This window comes from Sphingobium lignivorans, assembly GCF_014203955.1.
Taxonomy (GTDB): domain Bacteria; phylum Pseudomonadota; class Alphaproteobacteria; order Sphingomonadales; family Sphingomonadaceae; genus Sphingobium; species Sphingobium lignivorans.
In genome coordinates this window covers 1,180,687-1,199,407 of sequence record NZ_JACHKA010000001.1, presented here as the reverse complement: position 1 = coordinate 1,199,407, position 18,721 = coordinate 1,180,687, and the positions used below count along the sequence as shown (strand labels likewise).

Sequence of the window (18,721 nt, the reverse complement as noted above, 5' to 3'; positions counted from 1 at the left end):
GAGCAAGGGTAAAAGCGCGGGCCGGTTGACAGCGCGCCGGGCGCAGGGGAGCATCCGGGCGAAAGTGACGGGAGAGAGTCGGCATGTGCGACAATGAGATCAATCAGGGGCTTGTCGAGGACTGGAGCCTCACGCGCCGCACCTTCGTCGCGCTGGCGGCGGCCACGGGCTTTTCCGGCGCGGCCTGCGCTGCCGGGCAGGTCGTCGAGGAGGACGTGACGGTCAAGACCCCGGACGGGGTGGCCGACGCCGTGCTATTCCATCCCGCCGGCACCGGGCCATGGCCCGCCGTCCTTGTCTGGCCGGACATCATGGGGCTCCGGCCGGTGTTCCGCGAGATGGGCCGCCGGCTCTCCGCGCAGGGCTATGTCGTGCTGGTGCCCAACCCCTTCTATCGCAGCGCCAAAGCCTCGGCGATCAGCGCGGACTTCAACGATCCCGCTAACCGGCAGACATTGTTCGGCTATCGCGGGGCGATGAGCGACGAGGGCGTGGACAAGGACGCGGTGGCCTATCTCGCTTTCCTCGATGCCCGGCCGCAGACCGACCGGCGCAAGAAAGCGGGCGTGCAGGGCTATTGCATGGGCGGCCCCCTCTCCTTCCGCACCGCCGCCGCCGTGCCGGACCGCATCGGCGCGGTCGCCAGCTTCCACGGCGGCGGGCTCACCACCGACAAGCCCAACAGCCCGCATTTGCTGATCCCGAAGACCAACGCCGCCTATCTCGTCGCGGTGGCGCGGAACGACGATGCGCGCGAGCCGCAATCCAAGGACATCCTCACCGCCGCCTTCGCCAAGGCCGGCAAGGAAGCCAGCGTGGAAGTCTATCCGGCCGACCATGGCTGGTGCGTGCCGGGTAGCCAAGCCTATGACGAAGCAGCCGCCGAGAACGCCTGGGCAGCGCTGACGGCGCTCTACAAGGCGGCTTTGGTCTAGCCGGCCCACCTCCAGAGGGGACCGCTCCCCCCTCCATGGACATCCCCGCGCTGCGTCGAATGGAGACGCACGCGCGACAGAAGGCTTGTCCGATATAATGGAAAACTCTATCTGCTGACTCCTTGCGCAGCACCGGCGCGGAGGGCGGTGTGACCAAGTGCTGCCTTGATGCCGCCTTGAAGTCCCCGCCAGAGAAAGAGGCGGGGCATGAAAGCGACTTTCCCAACAAGAAGACTTTGACATATTTTCTTACGGCCGCAGAAATAATTGCGAAATAATAGGCCAAAACTGGAAGAATTATCAGGGCATTACAACAGATTACATCGGCATCCATTGTCATTTTGGCAAAAATCGGCTAGCTAAATGGCAATTTGGTTTTCCGGGGCAATATGACCATCAGAGAGAAACCGCCCGCTATTGGGCCCAGACTGCGCGATCTTCGCAAGGAACATGGAATGACGCTCGATACGCTTTCGGCGGCGTCGGGCGTATCGAGATCGATGTTGTCGCAGATCGAGCGGGGCCAGGCCAATCCGACCGTGGCGACCGTGTGGCATCTTTCGCAGGCGCTCGGCGTGGAGTTCGCCGATTTCGTCGGCGGGCAGAAAGTGGAGCGGCGCGGGCGCATCGAGCTGACGGCCGCCTCGTTCGTTCCCGAAATCCGCACGGAGGATGGCCTGTGCGTCATGCGGATTCTCAGCCCGGACAAGATCGTGGGCCCGGAGCTTTATCATCTGACCATCGCGCCCGGCGGCGAGCTGGTGTCGGACCCGCATACGCGTGGCTGCTGGGAACATCTCACCGTCTTCCTCGGCGAACTGACGGTGACGAGCGCGGACACGACAGCCGTCGTCGGCACCGGGTCCATCGCGCGCTATCCGGCGGATGTGCCGCACGCCGTTCGCAATCATACCGACACGGCGGCCGTCGGCCTGCTGGTTGTCACCCCGGGCTAGGGCGGACATGATGGCTGCGTCTTCCCCGATCAAAGGCGCTTCGATGGACCTGCAGCCTTACCGGACCTTCGGCCCCCTCCGTCCGTGAGCACAGGCCCCCTCCCCCATTTCTCCGGCGATCTCCAGCGCGCTGTCGACCTGATGCGCCAAGGCAGGCTGGCCGAGGCGGAGCGGCTCCTCGAAACGGCGGCCCGGCAGGCGCCGCAGGATGCCCGGCCCCATTTCTTCCTCGCCCTCGCCGCGCGCCATCGAGGCGATGCAACCGGCGCGACGCGGGAACTCGCCATCGCGCTGGATCTCGACCCGCTGTTTCAGGACGCTGCCGTGGAGCTGGCACGCCTGCTCAATGCCGGCGGCGAACCCGAGCGCGTCATCGCTCTGACCGGCCCGGCCGCAGCCGTCGCGCGTCCGGCAGAAGCCTTGCTCGTCGAGCGTGCCCGGGCCTTTCAGGCGCTCGACAGGCCGGAGGAAAGGCTCGCGGAGCGCGAACGCATCGTCGCGCTCTACCCCGCCCGATCGTCCGCTTATCACAATCTGGCGGCAGCGCTCGGGGACGCGGGCCATGCGCAACGCGCTGAAGCGGCGGCACGCCAGGCTTTCGCGCTCGGCGGCAAGGCGCCCGAGACATGGCTGGTGCTGGCCCGGGCACTGCAGGGCCAGAACAGGCTGGATGAAGCGGAACAGGCCTTTCGCCGCGCCGTGGCCTTGCGTCCATCCTATGTCGAGGCGCTGCGCGATCTCGCCCAGCTCATGTGGATGCGCACCGGACGCCTTGATGCAGCGCTGGCGGAACTGGCGCCGGGCCTTGCGACCGAACAGGCCGGCCGCCTGCGGATGATCATGGCGCGCTTTCATGATGCCGCGGGCGACGCGGCGACAGGCTATCGCCTGCTCACGCAGGCAGGAGGGCCCGGCAGTGCCGAGACGGAAAGCGCCGCCGCTCAGCTCGCCATCGGCTTCGATCCCGAACGGGCCCTTGCCCATGCGCTGCGGGCCGAAGCTCTGGCCCCCGCGAGCGGCAGCATCCGCCGCCAAATGATCGACGCCTTGCTGGTGACTGGCCAGCCGCAACAGGCGCTGGACAGGATCGAGGCGCAACTGGCCCTGACACCGCTCGACCAGGGACTGATCGCCGCGCAATGGACGGCATGGCGCCTGCTGGGCGACGCGCGCGCCGACGCGCTCTATGATTATGACGCCTTCGTCAGTGCCATGACGATCGAGCCACCGCCGGGCTGGAGCAGTCTGCCGGACTATCTGGGCGATCTCGCAGCGTCCCTGCGCAGCCTCCATGGCTTCATGGCGCATCCGCTCGACCAGTCGCTCCGCTCCGGCACGCAGACGAGCGCGGACCTGCTCAGGAGCGACGATCCCGCGATCCGGGGTTTTCGCACAGCCATCGATGGCGCCATCCGCCGCTATGTCGAGACCCTGGGCACCGGTAGCGATCCCTTCCGCGCGAGGCGGCGGGGCGGCTACCGGCTCAAGGGCATGTGGTCGGTCAGGCTCTCACCGGGCGGCTTTCATGTCGACCATGTGCATCCACAGGGCTGGATTTCCTCCGCCTGCTACATCGCCCTGCCCGACGGCATGGATGATGAAGAGACGCGCGCCGGCTGGATCCGCTTCGGCCAGCCCGGCATTCCGACCGCCCCGCCTCTGGAAGCCGGGCATTTCGTCAGGCCGCAGCCGGGCATGCTCGTGCTCTTCCCGTCCTATATGTGGCACGGCACCGTACCTTGCCCGGACGGAAGCGACCGACTCACCATCGCCTTCGATATCCTGCCGGAAGACGTAATCCAGTAAAACGGAGCCGGGCAATCCGTGCCGGAAACGGGCGCATGACCCTACGGAACCCTGGTTAAGCAGCTGTTTTCCTTGAGGAGAGCCGCCCGCTCCCGCTCGTGAAAAAGCCGTCCGCTCAGGAATTCCATGATAAAGGACTTTTAAAGCGGAATTTCCGCTTGACATTAATATATATTGCCCCAAACTGCCATCAACAGGGTGATGAATCGAATGAGGAAAGACTCATAAAGAGTCATCCTCTCCGACATAATAGAAATTGATAGTTCCTGCGCCGACTTGTCTCTCAGGCATGAGAGTCAGGCCACGGAATCACTCGAAATTCACTGTCATGATACGCCTACCCGCGCGGCAGGATGATTCATCACGCCTATAGAATGCCCATAGTCTGAAAATATATTTTCAATTCAAATATTGAATTCATGATTATTTTTGTCATTTGGCAGAATTCATCACCTCAAAGTAAAATACTAAAGTATAATATTTTAGATATATGAACATCAATCAAGGAAGCTTCTATTAATTAACAAAACTATATAATCGATGCTCTATTCGATGATGGAGAGGCATTTTCAGTTTTAGGACACCTGTCAAACAAAGGGGATAGGTCATGCTGAATTTTCCATCTTCTTCATCGCGTAACATTGGCTCCGTCGTCCATCGAAGCATTTTGCTGGCGACTGCCAGCAGCGTGGTTCTGCTGGCCGCGATGCAACCGGCGTCCGCCCAGACGGCCGAGGCTGAGGCCGACGCACCGGACGACATCGTCATCACAGGCTCGCTCATCTCCCGCCCGGACTATCAGGCGAACAGCCCGATCGTCTCCATCGGCGCGGAATCGCTGGAAAGCACTGGCCAGATCACCGTGGAGCGGGCCCTTGCGCAGATGCCGCAGTTCGCCGGCGGCCTGGGCCAGAGCAACACCTCCAGCACCGGCACCGGCCTGAACGGCGGCCAGGCCTATGCGACCCTGCGCGGCCTGGGCTCCAAGCGCACGCTGATCCTGCTCGACGGCAAGCGCCTGCAACCCTCCAATCCCGACGGCTCGGTCGACCTCAACACCATACCGGAAGCCCTGATCGGCAATATCGAGGTCATCACCGGCGGCGCGTCCACGACTTACGGCTCGGACGCCACGGCGGGCGTCGTCAATTTCCGCCTCAAGCGCGATTATTCCGGCCTCACGCTCAAGGCGACGACCGGCATTTCCAATTATGGGGACGGCGCGAACTACCGCGTCAGCGCGACCGCGGGCGGCAATTTCGACGACGGACGCGGCCGGGCCTTCGTCTCGCTCGATTATTCGAAGCGCGAGCGTGCCAAGCGCCGCGAGCGCCCCTGGTATTCGGACCGCACGCCGCAGACCGGCAACGCGGCCAATCCCTATGGTTCGGCGCTTTTCTCGGGCAACGAGCCGACGCTCGCGGCCGTCAATTCCATCTTCCACGACAAATATGGCTTTGATCCGTTCGTCGCCAGCAATGGCAGCCAGCGTTACAGCGGCGGCGCGCAGATCGGCTTCAACAATGACGGCACGCTCTACACTGCCAACAATGCGCCGGTCGTCAACTTCAAGGGCGTGGAAAGCGACGACGCCTATCTCGTGGACTCGGGCAATTCGATCTTCGGACCGTCCAAGCAGTTCAAGTTCGGCTGGACCGGCGCCGACATCCAGTCGGACATGGAACGCTACATGGCGATGGGCCGGGTGGACTATGACGTCACCGATTCCATTTCCGCCTACGGGCAATTCAACTTCACGACCTACAAGCAATTCTCGATCGTCAACACCACGCTCTCGAACAACATCTACCTTCAAAATATTCCCTATGACAGCTTCTTCGTCCCCGAGGACCTGAGGACCATCCTCGCCTCGCGGCCTAATCCCACGGCGGATTTCCAGTTCTACAAGTCCTGGCAGGCCATCGGCAATCGCGGCCAGACCTACGAATATGACGTCTGGCAGTTCATGGTCGGCCTGACCGGCAAGCTCGGCATCGGCGATCTGAGCTGGGACCTCTATGGCAGCACCAGTTCATCGGACTTCAAGAATGGCCAGACCGGCGGCCTCAGCCTCAGCCGGATGGAAGCGCTGCTCGCCAGCCCCACGGGCGGGCTCGGCAATTGCACGGACTTCAATATCTTCGGCGACCTGCCGATCTCCGATGCGTGCAAGGACTATGTCATGCGCGACACCCTGAACACGACCAACATGAGGCAGGACATCGTGCAGGGCACTCTGCAGGGCAGCCTGTTCCCGCTTCCGGCGGGCGCGGTGCGGTTCGCGGTGGGCGCGAGCTACCGCCGCAATTCCTTCGATTACAAGTCGGACGACGCGCTCGACCAGCCGGACGGAACCAGCGACATCATCGGCTTCGCCGTGCTGCGCTCCTCGGCCGGCGCGGTCAACGTGAAGGAACTGTTCGGCGAGCTGTTCGTGCCCGTGCTGCACGATCTGCCCCTGATGCAGGAGTTCAACCTCGATCTGGGCTATCGCTATTCGGATTATAATTCGATCGGGGGGGCGCATACCTACAAGGTCGATTTCGACTGGCGCGTGATCGATCAGGTCCGCCTGCGCGGCGGCTACAATCGCGCCATCCGCGCGCCCAGCGTCGGCGAGCTTTATGCGCCGATCTCGACAGGCAGCACCAGCATCGGCCAGGCGCAGGCCGGCACCCTCGCCGGCGATCCATGCGACTATCGCTCGGAATATCGCCGGCGGGCAGAAGCACAGGTCAAGCAGCTCTGCCTCGCCCAAGGCATGTCCGAGAGCACTTACGGCACCACGGCGGCCGGCTTCATCGGCACCTCGCAGATCTTCCCGCTCACCGGCGGCAATCCTGATCTGGACGAGGAAACCGCCGACACCTGGTCGTTCGGCGCAGTGCTCAGCTCGCCCTTCACCAGCCCGCTGCTGAACCGGATCCGGATGTCGGTCGACTGGTACAACATCAAGATCAAGGACGCGATCGGCGTTCTCGCGATCACCCAGTCGGTGCAATATTGCTTCAACGCGGATGGCGCCTCCAACCCGACCTACGACAACAACAATTATTACTGCCAGCTGCTGGCCCGCGCGCCGGAAGGAACGCTCGAGCCGCCCACCAGCCAGCCACTGCTCAATCTCGGCACTTTCGAGGTGCAGGGCATCGACGTGCAGTTCGACTGGGCGGCCGACCTGTCCGATTTCGGCTTCGGCGGCGATCCGGGCAGCCTGAGCTTCCGCACGGTGGTGAGCTATCTGGACAAGTTCGCCGTGCAGAACCTGCCGGGCGCCCCGACTTACGACTATGCAGGCACCATCGGCTTCTCGATCGAGAGCAATGCCGGCGCGGTCCACCCCACCTGGAAGGCGAACACCAACCTCACCTACACGCTCGGCGGCTTCGACATGGGCGTGACCTGGCGCTTCATCGACAAGATGAAGCACAGCAATTCCGTCACGTCGAACTCCGCGCCGCAGGGGATCGCGGCCTATCATCTGTTCGATCTCAACGTCGGCTATGCCTTCACCAAGGACATCCAGCTGACGGCGGGCGTGACCAATGTGTTCAACCGGGCACCGCCTTCCTACAGCAACACGCCGGAGACCTATGAATCGTCCAACTACGACGTGCTCGGTCGCAACTTCTTCATGTCCCTGAAAGCCCGGTTCTAGCCGCCGGAAGCGTGGCCGGGTCCGTCTGGCCACGCCTTGTCCACTGATGTTCTTATGGAGATACCGATGAAACCGATCATTCAGAAAGCTGCCCGGGCCCTGATGCTGTCGGGCTCGACTCTCGCGCTGCGCGCGGCAGTCATCGGGGGCATGGTCGCGACGACCGTCGTCCCCGTCAGCCATGCCGCCGCCCAGACGGCCGTGCCGACGCCCGAATCCTGGTTTGGCCATCGCATGGGCACAGACCGCAAGCTCGAGCCCTATGCGAAGATGGTCGCCTATTATCAGGAACTGGCGAAGACGAGCGACCGCATCAAGCTCGTGGAGCTGGGCAAGTCGACCGAAGGACGCCCCTTCCTCGCGCTGTACATCTCCTCGCCCGCCAATCTCGCGCGGCTCGAGGAGTATCGCCAGATGAACCTCAAGCTCACCGATCCGCGCGGCGTGCCGCAGGACGAGCTCGACCGGATCGTGAAGGACGGCAAGGCGGTCGTCGTCCAGTCCTACGACCTCCATTCGAGCGAGATTGCCGCATCGCTGACATCGGTCGAGTTCACCTATGACATGGCGACCCGCACCGACCCCGAGATGATGAATGTGCTCGACAAGGTCATCACCATCATCATGCCCTCGCTCAATCCCGACGGGCACGACATGGTGCAGGACTGGTACATGAAATATGTCGGCACGCCCTATGAAGGCAGCGCCCTGCCGTGGCTTTACCAGAAATATGTCGGCCACGATAACAACCGCGACGCCTTCATGCTGAACATGGCGGAATCCCGGCATCTGGCCAGCATCCTGTACCGCGACTGGACGCCGCAGGCCTATATCGACCATCACCAGATGGGCCAGTATGCGCCGCGCATCTCCATCCCGCCCTATACTGACCCGATCCGGCCTTTCGGCGATCCGCTGGTGTGGCGCGAGATGACTTTCTTCGGCGCGGCCATGGCCTATGAGCTGGATGCCGCGGACCTCTCCGGCGGCATCGGCGACGCCATCTATTCAGGCTGGGGCCATTTCGGCTTCCACTGGATCACGCCGTTCCACAACATCGCGGGCATGCTGGACGAATCCGCGAGCGCCAATCTCGCCACCCCGCTCTATGTCCATCCCGACCAGCTCAAGGGCGGCCAGCGCAACGTGCCGGACAACAAGGCGCAGATGAACATGCCCAATCCCTGGCCCGGCGGCTGGTGGCGCGTGCGCGACATCGTCGACCGGCAGAAAGTGACGTCCTGGGCGCTGGTGGACGCGGCGGCGAAGAACAAGGAAATGGTGCTGCGCAATATGTACACCAAGGCCCTGCGCCAGACCCGGCGCGGCGCCGAGGGCGAAACCAAGGCCTATGTGATCGACGTCAAGCAGCACGATCCGCTGACCGCGACCAAGATGGTCAATGCCCTGCTCGCGCAGAAGGTCGACGTCTATCGCGCGCCCGCGCCATTCACGCATGAAGGGCACATCTATGAGGCAGGCACCTTCGTCGTGCCGATGGACCAGCCGAAGATGGGCCTGGTGCGCTGGCTGCTCGGCCAGACCTTCTTCCCCGACGACAGCTATGCCCGCACGAAGGACGGCACGCCCATCCGGCCCTATGACATGTCGACCGATGCCATGACCGAGTTCATGGGCGTCGAGAGCACGCCGGTCGCCACCCCGGTCGCGATCGCCGGGCTGGAGCGCCTCGGCGCAGCGATCGCGCCGCGCGGCACGGTCGAGGGCAGCGGCCCCTATCTGCTGGACGCTGCGCTCAATGACAGCTTCCATGCCGTCAACCTGCTGCTCAAGGGCGGCGCCACTGTGCAGCGCGTCACTACCGCGTCCGGCGCGGCGAAGGTCGGGGACTTCATCGTCTCCGGCGTGAGCGGCGCCACGGCCGAGAGCATCGCGGCCTCCACGGGCGTGAACTTCACGGCCGCAGGCGCCGCGCCGGCCGGCAGCGCGATCGCCGTCAAGGCGCCGCGCATCGCGATGCTCAAGCGCTATCGCGGCGGCAACATGGACGAGGGCTGGACCCGCTTCGTGTTCGAAAGCTATGACTATGGCTACACCTCCATCATGGATGCCGAGATCAAGGCCGGCAATCTCATCAAGAAATATGATGTGATCGTGCTGCCGGACGATTCGCTCGGCGCGATGACGGGCGACGCTTCGGACATGGGCGGCCGCCCCGGCGGGCGCGACAATCTCGAGGGCGTGCCGCCGGAATATCACAGCGGCTTCGGCGATGCCGGCGTCAAGGCGCTGGAGGAATTCGTGAAGGCCGGGGGCAAGCTCGTGACATTCGCGCAGGCCGGTGATCTGCCGATCAAGAAGTTCGGCCTTCCGGTCGCCAATGTCGTCGCGGGCAAGTCGTCCAAGGAGTTCTGGTCGCCCGGTTCCACCTTCCGGATGAACGTGGATACCAGCGATCCGCACGCTTATGGCATGCCGGACAAGGCGCTCGCCATCTTCACGGCCGGCTGTCAGGCCTATGAAGTCATCCCGCGCATCCGCAACGAGAATGTGAAGGTGATCGCGTCCTATACGGACAAGGACGTGCTCCAGAGCGGCTGGCTGCTGGGCGAGGAAGTGATCGCCGGCAAGGCGGCGATGGTCTCGGTCAAGCATGGCAAGGGGGATGTGATCCTCATCGGCTTCCGCCCCCAGCACCGCAGTCAGGCGCACGGCACTTACAAGCTGCTGTTCGATTCACTGCTGGCGCCCGTCTCCTAGAAGGGGCAGCTTCGAGCTACCGGACCGGTTCGGCCTTCGCCATGCATGTTCCTCCGTTCCCGTGCATGGGGAATCCGTTCCGGTCCGGTGGGACCGGGGGGCATCGCCGGTTCATCGCACAGCGCAACCCCGTCCGTCGCGGCGGGGATGGATAAAGGGAAATATCACATGAATTCATTTGCTGCGGGAAGCCGGGCGGTCATTGCGCTCCTCAGTCTCATCGGCGCTGACGCCGCGCTTGCCCAGGTCGCCCCCGAGCGCGTCGAGGCACTCAAGACCGAAGCCGTGAAGGGCGTGGAGAGCCGGAGCAAGCTCGTGCAGGAGATGATCGATTCCATCTTCAGCTTCGGCGAGCTGGGCATGCAGGAATTCGAGACCTCCAAATATATCACGGCCATTCTCGAGAAGAACGGCTTCACCGTGACGCGCGGCGTCTCCGGCATGCCCACGGCCTGGACGGCGGTGTGGAAGAATGGCGAAGGCGGCCCGGTCATCGCCGTCGGCTCGGATCTCGATGGCATTCCCAAGGCCAGCCAGAAGCCGGGCGTCGCCTGGCGCGAGCCGCTCGTCGAGGGCGCGCCCGGCCATGGCGAGGGCCATAATTCCGGGCAGGCCGTGAACATCGCGGCCGCGCTCGCGGTCAAGGACATCATGATCCGGGAGAAGATCCCCGGCACCCTGCTGCTCTGGCCCGGCGTCGCGGAGGAGCCGGTCGCGGCCAAGGCCTTCTTCGTGCGGGACGGCATGTTCAAGGATGTCGATGCCGTGCTCTTCACGCATGTCGGCTCGAATCTCGGCACGAGCTGGGGCGAGCAGAGCGGCACCGGCGGCATTTCGGTGCTCTATACCTTCAGTGGCGAATCTGCCCATTCGGCCGGCGCGCCCTGGCGCGGCCGCAGCGCCCTCGATGCCGTCGAGCTGATGGACATCGGCTGGAACTTCCGCCGCGAGCATCTGCGGCCCGAGCAGCGCTCGCATTATGTCATCAAGGATGGCGGCGACTTCCCCAATGTCGTCCCCTCGTCCGCGACGGTCTGGTACTATGTCCGCGAGCAGACCTTCGACCATATCCGCAAGAACTTCGACATCAGCAAGAAGATGGCGGATGCGGCCGCGATGATGACGGACACGACCGTCTCCAGCCGCATCATCGGCACGGCTGCGCCCCGGCACATGAGCAAGCCGATCGCGGAAGCCGCTTTCGAGAATATCAAGAAGGTCGGCCTGCCGACCTGGACGGCGGAGGAACAGCAGTTCGCCAAGGCCGTGCAGAAGCTCGTCGAGGGAAAGCAGACCGGGCTCGATACCGAGCTGGATGCGCTCGCGGCGCCCGTGCCCGAGCCCAAGAGCGGCGGCTCGGACGACATCGGGGATGTCTCCTGGACCAAGCCGACGATCACCATTCGCTTCCCGTCCAACATTCCGAACCTGCCCGGCCACAACTGGTCGAACGCCATCGCCATGGCCACGCCCATTGCGCACAAGGGCGCCGTCGCCGGGGCCAAGGCGATGGCCATGACCATGCTCGATCTCATGACGAAGCCGGAGCTCCTGGCCTCGGCCAAGACCTATTTCACCGATGTTCAGACTAAGGAGGTCAAATACCAGCCGGTTCTCACGAATGAGAAACCCTATATCGAAATGAATGCCGACATCATGGAGCAATTCCGCGAAAAGATGCGGCCCTATTATTACAATCCGGCAAAGTACAAGACTTATCTGGATCAGCTCGGCGTCAAGTGGCCGACACTCGAAAAGACGCAATAGAGCTATAGAGATGACGGCCGGGGCCGGTTTGGCCGGCCCCGCCGCGACAGCGAACGGCGCCCGGTCCCTTGTCCGGACCCGCCCGCCGGAAGGTCTCGCTTCCGGAGCGGTGGCGCGACTCCCGTGGTTCGGAGATCATAGATGACATTGACACTTGCAGACGTCCGACTGGCCGCCGAACGGCTGGGCAATGCGATCGTCCGGACGCCCTTCCTGCATTCGCAGACTCTCTCCGAGCTGACCGGCGCGGAAATCTGGCTCAAGTTCGAGAATCTTCAGTTCACCGGCTCGTTCAAGGAGCGCGGCGCGCTCAACAAGCTGCTCACGCTGGGCGAGGAGGCGCGCCAGCGCGGGGTCGTCGCGGTGTCCGCCGGCAATCATGCCCAGGGCGTGGCGCTCCATGCCCGCCGCCTCGGCATCCCTGCGACCATCGTCATGCCGCTCTCCACCCCCACCGTGAAGGTCAAGCGCACCGCCAGCTTCGGCGCCACCGTCGACCTTACGGGCAAGGACTTCGCGGAGGCAAGCATGGCCGTGCCGCGCTATATCGAGCAGGGCCTCACGTTCATTTCCCCGTTCGACGATGCCGAGATCATCGCCGGTCAGGGCACCATCGCACTCGAAATGGTCGAGCAGGGTCCGCCATTGGACGTGGCGCTGGTCGCCGTGGGCGGCGGCGGCCTGATCGGCGGCGTCGCCACCGTGTTCAAGGCCCTCTCCCCGGCCACGCAGGTCATCGGCGTGCAGAGCGAGCTCTATCCTTCCATGGCGCTCGCGCTCGGTCGCTATTCGGGCACGCTCGCCGGGGGCACCTCGGTCGCCGAGGGCATCGCGGTGGCGAAGCCCGGCGTGCTCACGCTCGCCGCCGCGCAGGCACTGGTCGACGATGTGATCGTGGTGCCTGAGGCGCTGATCGAGGATTCCGTCGCCCTGCTGCTGCAGATCGAGAAGACCCTGTGCGAAGGCGCGGGCGCCGCCAGCCTCGCGGCCGTGCTGGCCGAGCCGGAGCGCTTCCGGGGCAAGAGCGTCGGCCTGATCCTGTGCGGCGGCAATATCGACATGCGCGTGCTGACCGCGATGCTCCAGCGCCATCTCGCACGCTCGGGCCAGCTCATCCGTCTGCGCGTCTCGATGCTCGACAATGCCGGCCTCCTCGGCGCGGTGGCGACGATCATCGGCCAGCTCGACGGCAATATCCTGGAAGTCTCGCATGATCGCGTATTCGGGGGGGCCTCGGCCCGTTCGGCTAATGCGATCTTCACGGTCGAGCTGCCGGACAGGGACCGCAATCGCGTGCTGTTGCAGGCCCTGCATGATGCCGGCTATGATGCCAATCTCATCGAACCGATGCAGACGGCGCCTTACTCCTTCAGCGAGGTCGCATGACCATGACATCCGATAGGCCGGCCATTCCGGACGACCTGCTCGCTTCGCTGGAGGCGCTGGACGGGCGGCTGCGCTGGCTCGCGTCCTGGACCATCCACAATGCCAATCATATCCGCGAGAGCCGGGACGGGCTCAAGGTCGGCGGCCATCAGGCAAGCTGCGCTTCGATGACGGCCGTCATGGCGGCGCTCTACTTTCATATCCTGCGGCCCAATGACCGGGTGGCAGTCAAGCCCCATGCCGGTCCCGTGCTCCATGCCATCGAATATCTGCTGGGCCATCAGACGCTCGACCAGCTCAAGCGCTTCCGGGGCATGGGCGGCGCGCAGAGCTACCCTTCGCGCACCAAGGACCGGATTCGCGTGGATTTCTCCACTGGCTCGGTCGGTCTCGGCGTCGCCATCACGGCCTTCGCCAGTCTGGTGCAGGATTATCTGATCGCCCATGGCGCCCTGCCGCAGGAGCGGGCCGGGCGGATGATTGCCCTGATGGGCGACGCGGAGCTGGACGAGGGCAATATCTACGAATGCCTCATCGAGGCCTACAAGCACGAGATCCGCAATTGCTGGTGGATCGTCGACTATAATCGCCAGTCGCTCGATGCCACCACGGCGGACCGCATGTTCAGCCGCTTCGACGACATCTTCCGCACCTGCGGCTGGCGCGTCGTCACGCTCAAGCACGGCAAGCTCCAGCGCGCGGCCTTCAGCCGGCCGGGCGGCCAGGCGCTGGCGGACTGGATCGATGCCTGCCCCAATGCGGATTTCGCGGCGCTCACTTATCAGGGCGGCAGCGCATGGCGTGAACGTCTGCTTGCCGACCTTGCGGGCGTGCCGGATGTGGCCGGCCTGATCGCGTCCTTCGACGATGCCGGTCTGGCCGCGCTCATGACCAATCTGGGCGGCCACTGCATGGAGACGCTGGTCGATGCCTTCCAGCGTATCGACGACGATCGCCCGACCCTGTTCATCGCCTACACCGTCAAGGGCTTCGGCCTGCCCTTCGCGGGCCACAAGGACAATCATTCGGGGCTCATGAACCCGGCGCAGATGGAAGCGCTGCGGGAGAGCATGGGCATCGCGCCGGGCGAGGAATGGGAGCCTTATGGCGGCCTTGGCGACAACACCGCCGCGGCGCTGAAGGCCTTTGTCGAGGCTTCGCCCCTGGCCCGGCGTGACGCGCCCCCGGAAGCGGCACCCGTGCCCCTGCCGGACAGCCTCCCCCCGCCGGCCGATCCGCAACAGTCGACGCAGGCCGCCTTCGGCCGCATCCTGCTCGATCTCGCCAAGTCGGGCCATCCGCTGGCGGATCGCATCGTCACCACCTCGCCGGACGTGACCGTCTCCACCAACCTGGGCGGTTTCGTGAACCAGCGCGGCCTCTTCCGCCGCCGCGAGCTCAAGGATGTGTTCCACTCGGCCCGCATTCCCTCGGCGCAGAAATGGCAGGGGCACGATGCCGGCCAGCATATCGAGCTGGGCATCGCGGAGAGCAATCTCTTCCTGATGCTCGCCGCGCTCGGCCTGTCCGGGCCGCTGTTCGGCACGCGGCTGCTGCCTGTCGGCACGGTCTACGATCCCTTCATCGCGCGCGGGCTCGATCAGCTCAATTATGGCTGCTACCAGGATGCGCGCTTCCTGCTGGTCGCCACGCCGTCGGGCCTGACGCTCGGGCCGGAAGGCGGCGCGCATCAGTCGATCTATTCGCCGCTGATCGGCATGGGCCAGCCCAATCTCACTTATTTCGAGCCCGCCTTCGTCGATGAGCTGGCGCTCATCATGCACTGGGCCTTCGGGCACATGCAGGCGGCGGACGGCGGCTCGGTCTATCTGCGCCTTTCCACGCGCGTCATCGACCAGATCGAGCGCGAGAGCGACGACTGGCAGGCCGATGCGCTCAAGGGCGGCTACTGGGTCAAGCGGCCCGGGCCGGGCGCCGAGGCAGCGCTCGTCTTCACCGGCGCCATCGCGCCCGAGGTGATGGAGGCCTGGGCGATCCTCGTCGAGGATCTTCCCGGCGTCGGCCTGCTCAACGTGACATCCCCGGACCTGCTGCACCGCGGCTGGTCCGAGTCCCGCGCCGAGCGCTGGTCAGGCGCGCCCGCGACGCCGAGCCATGTCGACAGGCTTCTCGACGCGCTCGATCCACGCGCCGGGCTGGTGACGGTCGTGGACGGCTCGCCCTCAACCCTGTCCTGGCTGGGCGCCGTGCGCGGCATGCGAGTCAGCCCGCTCGGCCTCGACCGGTTCGGCCAGACCGGCGACCTGCCCGATCTCTACGCCGTTTACCGCCTCGGCTCAGACGCCATCGTCGAGGCTACCGCCAATCTCTTCCTGCGCCCCTGAAGCAGGACGGCCGCGACCTTCAAGCCGCGCCGAACCCGTCCGCGAACCGGCGCCGATGATCGCTGAAGCGCTCGCCATCCGGCCGCTCGGTGCGCACGCCGTTCGCTTTCCAGGGCTTGCACAGCTTGCAGCCCGCGCGCCGATTGCGCGCCCGTCCGCGCTTGTGATGCATGGCCGCCTCCCGTGCCGGATCATCCGCAAAGGCGGCGTTCCTGACAGGTGCCGGCTGAGCCGAGCCTGAACGGTGGCACCGGGCGGCATAGGCAGGCTCGCGGACTTGAAAAACCGAAAGCGCGCCTTTTCAGTTATTTACGTCGTCATCCCGGACTCGATCCGGGATCCAGCTTCTTTCTTTTTCTCAAACCGGCCCGGCCTGGCGAGGATCAAGGCAGCGGGATCCCGGATCAAGTCCGGGATGACATCGTGAATGACGTAACAGGGTGCGCCCACCATGCACCGGAATTTGCCCACGCCCCCCCGCCGGACGCTCAGCCCGCGCTGCGCACGATCTCCGCCCAGGCCGCCTCGTCGATCACCTCGATGCCGAGCTCCGCTGCCTTCTTGAGCTTGGAGCCCGCGCCCGGCCCGGCCACGACGAGATCGGTCGCGGCACTGACGGAGCCCGCCGCCCGTGCCCCGAGCGCCTCGGCCTGCGCCTTCGCCTCGTCCCGGCTCATCGTTTCCAGCTTGCCGGTGAAGACGATGGTCTTGCCGGAGACCGCGCTGGCCTTGACGTCGACGACATAAGGCGGCGGCGAGACTTCGCCCAGCAGATCGTCCCAGATCGCCTTGTTGTGATCCTCGTGGAAGAAGTCGCCCAGCGCTTCCACCACCACTTCGCCGATGCCGTCGATGGCGAGCAGCCGCGCGCGCGCCGCCGCATCGCCGGCGTGCGCCGCCTCGGCTGTCTCGCGCAGGGCCGGCAAGGTGGCGAAGGCCTTCATGAGATCGCGCGCCGTCACTGCGCCGACATGGCGGATACCGAGCCCGAAGAGCAGCCGCGCGGCATCGGGCTCGCGGCGATCCTCTATGGCTTTCAGGAGGTTGTCGACCGACTTTTCCTTCCAGCCTTCACGGCCCAGCAAGGCCTCGCGATGGCGCTTCAGCCGGAAGATGTCCGCCGGCCCCTGCTCCAGCCAGCCGAGCGCGAAGAATTCCCGCACGGTCTTGTCGCCCAGCCCGTCGATATCCATCGCGGCGCGGCTGACGAAATGGTTGAGCCGCTCGATCCGCTGCGCCGGGCAGATCAGCCCCGCCGTGCAGCGCACGTCGACTTCCCCTTCCTCGGCCACGGCCTCGCTGCCGCATTCCGGGCAATGATCGGGAAAGACATAAGGCGCGCGCGCCTCGTCCCGCGTCAGATTGTCGACCACTTGTGGAATGACATCGCCCGCGCGCTGGACGATGATGCGGTCCCCCGGCCGCACGCCCAGCCGCGCGATCTCGTCGCGATTGTGCAGCGTGACGTTGGAGACGACCACGCCGCCCACCGTCACCGGCTTCAGCCGCCCCACAGGCGTCAGCTTGCCGGTGCGCCCGACCTGGATGTCGATCGCCTCCAGCGTGGTCTCGGCCTGCTCGGCCGGGAATTTGTGCGCGATCGCCCAGCGCGGCGCCTTGGCGACGAAGCCGAGCCGCTCCTGCCAGTCCAGCCGGTCGACCTTGTAGACCACGCCGTCGATATCATAAGGCAGGTCCGCCCGCTGGTGCTGGATGGCGCGATATTGCGCGAGCATCGCGGCGCTGCTCTCGCACAGCACCAGATGCGGCGAGACGGGGATCTTCCAGCGCTCCAGTGCCTTCATGACGCCGAACTGCGTGTCCGCCGGCAGCCCGCCGCCGCTCACCACCCCCCAGCCATGGGCGAGGAAGCGCAGCGGCCGGCTCGCCGTCACGCTCGCATCCTTCTGGCGCAGCGATCCGGCAGCGGCATTGCGCGGATTGGCGAACTGGCGCACCCCTTCGGGATCGAACGTCTCGCCGCGCGTATCCGCCGCCGCGCGTGCCTCATCCATCAGCCGCTTGTTGAGCGCGAGGAAAGCGGCCTTCTCCATATAGACTTCGCCGCGGACCTCCATGACGTCCGGCGCGTCCTGCGGCAAGGTCTGCGGAATGTCGTCTATGTGCCTGACATTGGGAGTGACATCCTCGCCCACCTCGCCATCGCCCCGGGTCGCGGCGCGGACCAGCTTGCGGTCCTCGTAGCGGATCGAGAGCGAGAGACCATCGATCTTGTCCTCCGCCGTCATCATCACCGGCTCGTCCTCGGGCAGGGCGAGATAGCGGCGCACGCGCGCCACGAACTCCTCGACGTCCTCGTCTGCAAAGGCATTGTCGAGGCTCATCATGCGCTTCTCGTGCCGCACCTTGGCAAGCGCGGAAGCCGCGACGGACGCACCGACCTGCCGGTTCGGGCTGTCCGCCCGCACGAGATGCGGAAACGCCGCCTCGAGCGCATTATTCTCGCGCACGAGCGCGTCGAACGTAGCGTCGCTGATCTCCGGCGCGTCGTTGGCATGATAGAGCCGGTTATGCTTCGCGATCTCGCGGGCGAGCCGCATGAGGCGATTGGCGGCTTCGGCTTCGGAGAGGTTCAGCAGGTCAGTCATCGTCGAAGGATCATATCTTGCTCCCCTCCTATTCAGAGGAGGGGCTGGGGGTGGTGCTTCCCGCCCATCGATCGAGCAGGATCGCGAGCGTCGAGCGCAATGTCTCTAGCACGCCGTCGAGATTGTCCATCACCTCGCTGTTCAGGAAGCGCAAGGTGGCAAAGCCGAGGCGCGATAGCAACGATCGTTGATCCGCCACTCCGGAACACGCCTCTGAAGAGGCGATTGCAAACACTCTGGCAGGACGCCCGGTGGCCGTGATACAATAACTCGTCCAAAGGGAGTATAGTTGTGGCAGACGACTTCAGGAAAGTACGCTCTTACGCGGCGCTTTTGCTCATCGCGATTATAGCGGTCGTTGGGTTCAACGTGTTCGCGGCTCCCAGATCGGGCGCGAACGGGCTGACAACGGCTCTGCTGCTGACCGGCTTGCTTGGTATCGCTGTGCTCGGCGTCGGCGTTGTCGGACTGGCGAAGCGCGTCCTCAGCAGGGATCCTCGTCCTTAGGCTCGACCTTCGCGAGGCGAACCGCTGCATC

The 18,721-nt window shown here is 64.8% G+C and carries 11 protein-coding genes; 8 read left to right on the top strand and 3 right to left on the bottom strand.

The window, feature by feature from the left end; genetic code table 11:
• The first annotated feature begins 83 nt into the window (after window positions 1-83).
• The 8 genes from HNP60_RS05470 (at window position 84) to HNP60_RS05435 (ending at window position 15,574) form a co-directional block, all read left to right on the top strand.
• On the top strand, window positions 84-935 hold the full coding sequence (locus HNP60_RS05470) for a dienelactone hydrolase family protein (RefSeq protein ID WP_184151158.1): 852 nt from the start codon (window positions 84-86) through the stop codon (window positions 933-935).
• A 389-nt stretch (window positions 936-1,324) separates the two neighbouring features.
• Window positions 1,325-1,891, top strand: a complete 567-nt coding sequence (locus tag HNP60_RS05465; RefSeq protein WP_014075513.1) for a helix-turn-helix domain-containing protein — start codon at window positions 1,325-1,327, stop codon at window positions 1,889-1,891.
• Window positions 1,892-1,975: 84 nt separating this feature from the next.
• The gene (locus HNP60_RS20175; protein WP_184151155.1) at window positions 1,976-3,697 is read left to right on the top strand and encodes a putative 2OG-Fe(II) oxygenase; all 1,722 of its coding nucleotides are present in this window, start codon (window positions 1,976-1,978) and stop codon (window positions 3,695-3,697) included.
• A gap of 688 nt (window positions 3,698-4,385) precedes the next feature.
• Window positions 4,386-7,355, top strand: a complete 2,970-nt coding sequence (locus HNP60_RS05455; protein WP_184151153.1) for a TonB-dependent receptor domain-containing protein — start codon at window positions 4,386-4,388, stop codon at window positions 7,353-7,355.
• A 66-nt stretch (window positions 7,356-7,421) separates the two neighbouring features.
• Window positions 7,422-10,076 (top strand): M14 family metallopeptidase, encoded by a 2,655-nt coding sequence (locus tag HNP60_RS05450; protein ID WP_260394699.1) that lies wholly within the window; start codon window positions 7,422-7,424, stop codon window positions 10,074-10,076.
• Between the two features lie 168 nt (window positions 10,077-10,244).
• Window positions 10,245-11,843: an amidohydrolase gene (locus HNP60_RS05445; protein ID WP_184151147.1), complete on the top strand. Its 1,599-nt coding sequence runs from the start codon at window positions 10,245-10,247 to the stop codon at window positions 11,841-11,843.
• A gap of 141 nt (window positions 11,844-11,984) precedes the next feature.
• The gene (locus HNP60_RS05440) at window positions 11,985-13,229 is read left to right on the top strand and encodes a threonine ammonia-lyase (protein WP_184151144.1); all 1,245 of its coding nucleotides are present in this window, start codon (window positions 11,985-11,987) and stop codon (window positions 13,227-13,229) included.
• Window positions 13,226-15,574: a transketolase gene (locus tag HNP60_RS05435; RefSeq protein WP_184151141.1), complete on the top strand. Its 2,349-nt coding sequence runs from the start codon at window positions 13,226-13,228 to the stop codon at window positions 15,572-15,574. Before HNP60_RS05440 ends, HNP60_RS05435 begins: the two co-directional genes overlap by 4 nt.
• A 19-nt stretch (window positions 15,575-15,593) precedes the next feature.
• On the opposite strand, the gene HNP60_RS05430 is transcribed toward HNP60_RS05435, so the two are convergent.
• From HNP60_RS05430 to HNP60_RS05420, 3 genes are all read right to left on the bottom strand, one after another.
• On the bottom strand, window positions 15,594-15,746 hold the full coding sequence (locus HNP60_RS05430; RefSeq protein WP_184050117.1) for a hypothetical protein: 153 nt from the start codon (window positions 15,744-15,746) through the stop codon (window positions 15,594-15,596).
• Window positions 15,747-16,062: 316 nt separating this feature from the next.
• Window positions 16,063-18,183 (bottom strand): NAD-dependent DNA ligase LigA, encoded by a 2,121-nt coding sequence (gene ligA, locus HNP60_RS05425; RefSeq protein ID WP_184151138.1) that lies wholly within the window; start codon window positions 18,181-18,183, stop codon window positions 16,063-16,065.
• A 28-nt stretch (window positions 18,184-18,211) separates the two neighbouring features.
• Window positions 18,212-18,364, bottom strand: coding sequence for a DUF559 domain-containing protein (locus HNP60_RS05420; protein WP_184151135.1), 153 nt, complete (start codon window positions 18,362-18,364; stop codon window positions 18,212-18,214).
• Window positions 18,365-18,721 lie beyond the last annotated feature (357 nt).

Bases quoted from the DNA above. Each gene is read 5' to 3' on its own strand.
- HNP60_RS05470 (WP_184151158.1), top strand. From the start codon at position 84: ATGTGCGACAATGAGATCAATCAGGGGCTTGTCGAGGACTGGAGCCTC.
- HNP60_RS05465 (WP_014075513.1), top strand. From the start codon at position 1,325: ATGACCATCAGAGAGAAACCGCCCGCTATTGGGCCCAGACTGCGCGAT.
- HNP60_RS05450 (WP_260394699.1), top strand. From the start codon at position 7,422: ATGAAACCGATCATTCAGAAAGCTGCCCGGGCCCTGATGCTGTCGGGC.
- HNP60_RS05445 (WP_184151147.1), top strand. From the start codon at position 10,245: ATGAATTCATTTGCTGCGGGAAGCCGGGCGGTCATTGCGCTCCTCAGT.
- HNP60_RS05440 (WP_184151144.1), top strand. From the start codon at position 11,985: ATGACATTGACACTTGCAGACGTCCGACTGGCCGCCGAACGGCTGGGC.
- HNP60_RS05435 (WP_184151141.1), top strand. From the start codon at position 13,226: ATGACCATGACATCCGATAGGCCGGCCATTCCGGACGACCTGCTCGCT.
- HNP60_RS05430 (WP_184050117.1), bottom strand. From the start codon at position 15,746: ATGCATCACAAGCGCGGACGGGCGCGCAATCGGCGCGCGGGCTGCAAG.
- ligA (WP_184151138.1), bottom strand. From the start codon at position 18,183: ATGACTGACCTGCTGAACCTCTCCGAAGCCGAAGCCGCCAATCGCCTC.